This is a genomic window from Moorena sp. SIO4E2 (assembly GCF_010671945.1).
Classification (GTDB): domain Bacteria; phylum Cyanobacteriota; class Cyanobacteriia; order Cyanobacteriales; family Coleofasciculaceae; genus Moorena; species Moorena producens.
In genome coordinates, this window is record NZ_JAAHIE010000370.1 from 1 (window position 1) to 7,597 (window position 7,597).

Annotated in this window: 7 protein-coding genes; 5 read left to right on the forward strand and 2 right to left on the reverse strand. The window is 43.3% G+C overall.

Translation table 11 applies throughout. From position 1 onward, the window contains the following. Positions 1-246: 246 nt before the first annotated feature. Together proX and F6K37_RS27485 are read left to right on the forward strand one after the other, a co-directional pair. Positions 247-1,287 (forward strand): glycine betaine/L-proline ABC transporter substrate-binding protein ProX, encoded by a 1,041-nt coding sequence (gene proX / locus F6K37_RS27480; RefSeq protein ID WP_008187666.1) that lies wholly within the window; start codon positions 247-249, stop codon positions 1,285-1,287. 29 nt (positions 1,288-1,316) lie between these two features. Continuing rightward, on the forward strand, positions 1,317-1,493 hold the full coding sequence (locus F6K37_RS27485) for a hypothetical protein (RefSeq protein ID WP_154659874.1): 177 nt from the start codon (positions 1,317-1,319) through the stop codon (positions 1,491-1,493). On the opposite strand, the gene proB is transcribed toward F6K37_RS27485, so the two are convergent. Next, positions 1,429-2,544, reverse strand: a complete 1,116-nt coding sequence (proB, locus tag F6K37_RS27490; protein ID WP_008187667.1) for a glutamate 5-kinase — start codon at positions 2,542-2,544, stop codon at positions 1,429-1,431. The genes F6K37_RS27485 and proB overlap by 65 nt on opposite strands. Positions 2,545-3,075: 531 nt before the next feature. Here proB and F6K37_RS27495 point away from each other — a divergent pair. After that, on the forward strand, positions 3,076-3,984 hold the full coding sequence (locus tag F6K37_RS27495; RefSeq protein WP_008187668.1) for an MBL fold metallo-hydrolase: 909 nt from the start codon (positions 3,076-3,078) through the stop codon (positions 3,982-3,984). A gap of 19 nt (positions 3,985-4,003) precedes the next feature. After that, positions 4,004-4,150: a hypothetical protein gene (locus F6K37_RS27500; RefSeq protein ID WP_287253573.1), complete on the forward strand. Its 147-nt coding sequence runs from the start codon at positions 4,004-4,006 to the stop codon at positions 4,148-4,150. 383 nt (positions 4,151-4,533) lie between these two features. Here the strand turns inward: F6K37_RS27500 and F6K37_RS27505 are convergent, their stop codons facing one another. Beyond that, on the reverse strand, positions 4,534-5,364 hold the full coding sequence (locus F6K37_RS27505) for a hypothetical protein (RefSeq protein ID WP_044494144.1): 831 nt from the start codon (positions 5,362-5,364) through the stop codon (positions 4,534-4,536). Between the two features lie 607 nt (positions 5,365-5,971). Here F6K37_RS27505 and F6K37_RS27510 point away from each other — a divergent pair. Further along, entirely contained in the window at positions 5,972-7,237 is a 1,266-nt protein-coding gene (locus tag F6K37_RS27510; RefSeq protein WP_287253575.1) for an ABC transporter substrate-binding protein, read from the forward strand. Positions 7,238-7,597 lie beyond the last annotated feature (360 nt).

The following is a 7,597-nucleotide window of genomic DNA, read 5'->3' on the forward strand; positions in this document are numbered from 1 at the left end:
GACGTGGGCTCTTCGGACGAGTGGGCATCCTGCCCGCTGCGCGAAATAGCAGTAGAGTAGGCATCCTGCCCGCCCGACCAGTAGAGTGGGCATCCTGCCTGCCCGGAAATGAAACAGGCAACATGCCCATGCCACCAACAGCCCATTCCACCCTATGATCCGTAGTCGGGATTGCGCCTTACCAGGATTTCAGGCAAAATCTAGCTGTAACATCCCGATAGCACCTGATCAAATAGAATCCAAGAAATGACCATCAGGAAAATCAATCAATTTATTTGTATTATCCTAGCAGCAGCTCTATGCCTCAGTTTAATCGCCTGTGAAGCACAGACCCCAAATGGGAGTCAATCCACAGCAGGTAAAGGAGTCAAGGTCAGTTCTGCATCCTCGGTTTCCACCTATGCCTTATTTGTTTCCGAAATCATCAATATTGGTTTGGAAAAGGTTGGTTATAAACCTGCAGCAATAAAACAACTTAGTATTCCCCTGGCACACATTTCTGTCAGGAATGGCGACGTAGATTTCTACAGTGTTCATTGGCAAAATATACACAAAAAATTCTTTTTAGAAAACGGTGGTGACCAAAAATTAGAAAAGGTGGGAGTAATTATTGCTGATGGTTTGCAAAGCTATCAGATAGATAAAAAAACTGCTGAACAATACAAAATTACTAATTTCGGACAACTAAAAGACCCCAAAATTGCCAAGCTTTTTGACTCTGATGGAGATGGCAAAGCTAACTTAACTGGTTGTAATCCAGGTTGGGGGTGTGAGTTGGTAATTGAACATCAGCTGGATGCTTACAAGTTGCGCGATACCGTTGAACATGACCAAGGCAACTATGATGTTCTCTTGGCCGCCACATTGGGTCGCTATAAACAAGGACAACCTATTTTATTTTATAGCTATAGTCCCCACTGGTCAGTGACAGTATTAAAGCCAGGAGAAGATACCATTAGATTAGAGGTTCCTTTTATTTCACTACCTAAAGAACAGGAAAATATAACCGAAAAAGATACTACTATTAACGGAAAAAATGTGGGTTTTGCTGTGGATAAAGTTCGGGTGATGGCAAACAAGAAATTTTTAGCAGCAAATCCAGCTGCCAAACGCCTGTTTGAGTTGATGACAGTTCCAATTGACGATGTGAATGCTCAACAAAAACTGGTACAAGATGGTGAAAGTAGCCCAAAAGATATTCGCCGCCATGCCGAAGAATGGATAAAGAAAAATCAGCAACTCTTTGATAGTTGGGTAGAATCAGCAAAAAAGGCAGCCACGAATTAAAAATATCCTCAAAACACCGTTATCTAGCGTTGATCAGAGCTATCAGGTATACAGGATTTTTTCCCGATTCCCGATTCCCGATTCCCTACTCCCTACTCCCTACTCCCTACTCCCTACTCCCTACTCCCTACTCCCTACTCCCTAATTCATCAGTACCAAGTTATCCCGATGAACCACAGTTTCTGCCCCCTTGTAACCCAAAATAGTCAGGATTTGTTCGGATTTATGCCCTCGAATCTTATGTAATTCATTACTGTTGTAGTTCACCAGTCCCCTAGCAATTTCCATGCCATTGCTGTCACATAGCTCTACGGCATCTGATGAGCGAAAATCCCCCTCTATGGCAGTAATACCAGCTGCTAATAGAGATTTGCCCCCATCACAAACTGCCTTTAGCGCTCCATTATCAAGATAAAGTTTCCCGGCTGGCACTAAACTGTAAGCAATCCAGTGCTTGCGGGCTTTATTGGTTTGAGCTTGGGGGGCAAACTGGGTGCCCAGGGATTCTCCCTGTAAAATTCTTTCTATGTTATTCGGACGTCGTCCTTCAGTGATTACAGTTCTAACCCCAGCATTGGTAGCAATTCGGGCAGCAGCTACTTTAGTTACCATCCCACCAGTGCCCCAACCAGAGCCTGAGTCATCAGCTTGTACCTCTAGTTCAGTTAACTCCTCAATGCTATTGACTGAAATAATTGGTTCAGCATCCGGTACCTTACGGGGGTCTGCTGAGTAAAGTCTATCCACATCAGTTAGTAAAAACAACCAATCCGATTCAATCAAACTAGCGACTAGGGCGCTAAGGGTATCGTTATCCCCAAATTTAAGTTCATCTACGGCTACCGTATCATTTTCATTCACCACAGGGATCACCCCCAGCTGGAGTAGCTCCCGAAAGGTAGCATAGGCATTGACATAGCAACTACGCTGTACAAAATCTCGGCGGCTGAGGAGAATCTGAGCAATAGGTTGGTTGAGGTTACTAAATAAGTCATCATATATCCGCATCAGCCGTCCTTGACCAACTGCTGCGATCGCTTGTTTGAGAGGGAGTGTATTCGGTCGTGATGTTAAGCCCAGTCGCCCACAGCCAATCCCCACAGCGCCAGATGTAACCAGTACCACTTGATGACCTTCAGAACGGAGCCGACTCAGGGTTTCCACTAGGGCAGCAATAGTGGATAGGGCCAACTGACCTGTTGCTGGTTGGGTTAAACTAGATGTGCCGACTTTGACAACTATCTTTTGATTGGTCATTGGTCATTAATCTGGTTTCTGTTGATCATACCTTCGAGGGGGAATCTATGTCAGGTGTAGTTTTCCTCTGGTACCACTGCCAAGTATGTGATTTTGATCACATACTTGGGTTGTGTAACTTACAAGACATTCAGGTGAATATTGCTAAGCTTTTGGGAATCATAGGAATAAGAAGTACTTGCTATGAGCCATCATAGTTCCAGATTGATGAACTATACTGGTAAACTTGAGCTACTTTGTATAATCGACACACCCTACAACAACAGGGGAATTCAGTCCGCTAATCACCTCTAACCAGTAACATCCAGGTGAGATCGTTGCTAATTATTAGTGTGACTCTTGTGCTAAGGCGTGCTGTGCAATGTGCTTGAATTCTAGCTAGAAAAGCTAAGGGTAAATAGGAATTGGGCCAAGGGTACTTGACTATTCTAGCTTTACCTTTGCCCCTTCCTGGATTACCATACACTGACACCCTCTTCGTCAGAAAACCCTCACTGATGAACTAACTGCAAAAGCCTGCAAGGAAAAATTATGTCTAATACCCACAACTTATTCACTATTCGTTTTTGGGGCGTCAGAGGTAGTATTGCCTGTCCAGGACCAGAAACAGTTCGGTATGGAGGCAACACACCTTGTATAGAGATCCGAGTTGGTCGTGAGCGTCTGATTTTTGATGGTGGCACAGGGTTGCGAGTTTTGGGACAGTCTCTCCTGAAAGAGATGCCCGTAGAAGCTCATCTATTTTTTACCCACTCCCATTGGGACCATATTCAGGGTTTCCCTTTCTTTACCCCTGCCTTTATTAAAAGGAATTGTTTCCATATTTATGGCACCCGCGCCCCTAATGGTGCCACCATCGAGAAACGTCTAACTGATCAGATGACCCACCCAAATTTTCCGGTGCCCTTGCAAATTATGCAATCGAAAAAGAAGTTCTATGACCTTGAGATTGGAGAAACAGTCAATATTGGTGAGATTACGGTAGAAAATGCACCCTTGAACCATCCAGGTGAAGCCGTTGGCTATCGAGTTAACTGGCGAGGCTATTCAGCTGCCTACATCACTGACACAGAACACCTCGAAGAAGGTTTCGATAAAAATGTCCTGCGGCTGGCCCGTAATGCAGACCTGATGATTTATGATGCTGCCTACACTGATCAAGAATACTACTCTGAGATATCGAGCAAAATTGGTTGGGGACATTCCACCTGGCAGGAAGCTATCAAAGTTGCTCGAGCTGCTAATGCTAAAAAATTAGTCATCTTCCATCATGACCCCCTCCATAACGATGATTTCTTGGATCAGCTTGGAGAACAGGCTGTTAAGGAGTTTTCTAATACGATTATGGCGCGGGAAGGTCTGGAAATTGACCTAGTGGAATCCTCTAGGTCACATCTGCTTGAGGTTAAGGATGGGAAAATGCCTCTGAGCAAAGTTTAATCTAGCAATTTTCAAGGTCGTGAGGTACAAAATGCTAGGTTTTAGGGAGCAGGGAGTAGGTTTTAGGGAGCAGGGAACAGGGAACAGGGAACAGGGAACAGGGAACAGGGAACAGGGAACAGAACAGGGAACAGGGAACAGGGAAAAAATCCTGTGTACCTCATAGTTATGAAAAACGCTGTAAGTATGATCAAATTATGATCAACGCTATATCATTCCTAAAAATAAAATTAATTGTTAATTAAAAATTAAAAATTAAAAATTAACAATTAAAACTTAACAATTAACTTTCAGAGGATAACCGATTTTAAAAGTGATTAACTGTACTTAATAATATAACATGCTTCTTATAGTCATAGGCGGTCTTTTTAAAGTAAAGACCGCCTATAAAGTGCTGCTGATAGTTTGTCAGCATTCAGCGGTCAGCGGTCAGCGGTCAGCTTCTTTTATTAAAAAGCTGTTTCCGTAGCTTGGCCAATAGCTGAATGCTGATAGCTGAATGCTGATAGCTGAATGCTGATAGCTGAATGCTGATAGCTTACTTATTATCTAAGCTGCAACTTGAGCTTGATCAGATACTTGGGGTGCTGCTTTTAAAGATGTTTGGAGAGATTCTAGCTGAACCGATAGGTTTTGGATTTGACTTTGGAGTGCTTCAACTAGCACAATTTTTTTCGCCAGAACTTGAGGATTTCTGATGCTTGTGGATTGTTCAGATGCAGAAGAAGTATTCTTGATGCCGTCGCGAATGGGGGAAACTCCCTTTGGCCGACTGCATCCCTTGGTGTAGCCTAAGAACGTTTGAGCAGAGGCAAACTGATAGATTCCAGCTTTTACCTTACTCTGTTGCCATGACATCCCTAGGTTTTCAAGCACTGGTTCCTGGGTAACTATTAACGGTTCCATAACTGTTATCGGTTTCTCCATGACCACGGTCCGAGAAACCTTCTTTGCCATCGGTACGCTGGCAGCAGCAAATTTTACTTCTTCATAAGCAACCACATTATCTAGCTTCTGTTGCTTCTCTGTGTTCAGCTCGGATGTTGAAACTTGTAGTTGTTGAATTAACTTTTCCTTCTCCTGAAGAGCTTGCTCGATAGTGTCTAACTCAGACTCAATGGTAGCTGACTTCCGGGAAGAGTCCTGCCACCCAGCTAAAGTAGCATTAGAGATACCTACTCCCAAACTGATTAACATCGCTAGTCCCAAGTAAGGAGCCGCCGAATCCCTGACTTTACCATGAAAAAATAGTTCATCTTGCATGCGGATGGTGAGGGACTCTTCACCAAATAGGGCTACGGGTAAGGTGAAGACACAAAAGAGTGTAGTTGAAATGAAGACTGGTGCCAAGATTAATTTTTGGATTGTAGATCCGTTCACAATTACTCCCTTAGGATAGCTACTTAAAACTCAATGACTAGTACCGCTTTGTGGCACTTAAAAACGCTGATCATGTCAGCTTTTCGTTTGTTTTGAACGGTAGCTTTATTTCCAGCGTTTTGTCCTAGTTTGAACCTCAGGGGTTTGCGATCGCATTTGCGTTATGTTAGCGATTGGGTATACCTCATGTTTGATTTAAGTCCAATCCTAGGGCAACTCCATAACTTTCCTTAACTTTTAGTTATCGACTGCTCTTGGTGAGATCGGTAGATTATTTGTGTACGGAGCAAAAACAGGAACAATACCGGCTACGGAGCCTGTAACGTTACCTAGCCATTGAGTTCACCACCAGTACTAGAACTTGTTTAAGGTAAGCATTTAATCATGAACCAATCTACAATCGATAAATCTTTCCTGAGACCAATCGTGTTATCTACAATTATCTTTGCTCTTCTGAGCTTGCCCATAGTTATGCTCGGGGCAAAGCCGATCTGTATGAAGTTCCTAGAGAGTCGGATAGTTGATGCTAAACTGATGAATGCTGCGACGCGCTGATTAAGGTTTCACTAAACTGCTTAGACCTTTCGTAATCGTGATTTTTTTAGGAATGCTGGTTGCCAGTGTGATCCTGTCCCAGTTTTGGGCACTACCAGCACTGACCCAGCCCCCTGTTAAACTCACCCTATTGATGGGAGCGGGGGAATTTTCCGATTGGCAGGAACTACTGGTCAAGAATTTTGAGCTAGAGAATCCAGATATTCAAATCGAACTGATCGAAGGACCATTAAACTCTGACTTAACAGAAGACCTCTATACCTCTGCTTTCATCTTAGGAGACTCACCCTATGACCTGATTAACATGGACGTGATTTGGGCTCCTAAATTTGCGGCTGCAGGGTGGTTACTAGATTTATCGGACCGAGTTAGTAAGGAGTATTTAAACGAATTTCTGGATAAAGCAGTTGATTCAGGACGCTACCAGGGGAAACTATACCGCATACCATTCCGTTCCGATGGTGGTATCCTCTACTATCGTCAGGATTTGCTAGAGCAAGCTGGATTCCAAGAGCCAAAAACCTTTGAGCAGTTGGTCAACATTTCCCAACAATTGCAGGAAAACCATGATCCCAAATGGGGCTATCTTTGGCAAGGTCGTCAATATGAAGGGTTATCAGCCATGTTTGTGGAGATACTTGCAGGCTTTGGTGGTTTCTGGGTTGACCCGGAAACCTTGGAAGTGGGTTTGGATAAACCGGAAGCGATTAAAGCTGTAGAATTTCTGCGCAGCACCATCAAACAAGGGATTTCACCCCCTGGCGTCACTACCTATCAGGAAGAAGAAACACGACTGTTGTTTCAAAATGGGGATGCAGTATTTCTGAGGAATTGGCCCTATGTTTGGTCATTGGCAAATCAAGAGGGTTCAAAGGTCAAAGGCAAGATTGGCATTAGCCCTATGGTTCATGGTCCTGGTGGCAAAGCTGGTGCTTGCTTAGGAGGTTGGGGTTTGGGAATTGCTAAATCTTCCAAACATCCTGAGGAAGCCTGGAGAGCTATTGAGTATTTCACCAGTGACAAAGCCCAGCGTCGGTATACTCTGGAAACTGGCTATCTGCCAACCCGACGGAAGCTGTTTGCAGACCCAGATATTGTTGCTAAGTATCCCCACTATCCAAAATTGCTAGAGGTGTTAGAGGGGGCTGTCTTGCGTCCACCAGTTCCCCAATATTCTCAGGTATCTGATATTTTACAACGGTACCTCAATGCTGTGCTAACTAATCCCAAACTCAGTGCTGAAAAAATGATGAAAGCAGCAGCTGATCAAACCCGTAGGCTGTTGTCGGTAGAATTTAGAATGAAGAATGAAGAATGAAGAATGAAGAAGGAAGAATGAAGAAGGAAGAATGAAGAATGTAGAATGTAGAATGAAGAAGGAAGAATGAAGAAGGAAGAATGTAGAAGGAAGAATGTAGAATGTAGAATGTAGAATGTAGAATGTAGAAGGCAGAAGGCAGAAGGCAGAAGGCAGAAGGCAGAAGGCAGAAGGCAGAAGGCAGAAGGCAGAAGGCAGAAGGCAGAAGGCAGAAGGCAGAAGGCAGAATGTATAATTCTAAATTCTAAATTCTAAATTCTAAATTCTAAATTCTAAATTCTAAATTCTAAATTCTAAATTCTAAATTCTAAATTCTAAATTCTAAATTCTAAATTCTAAATTCTAAATTCTAAATTCTAA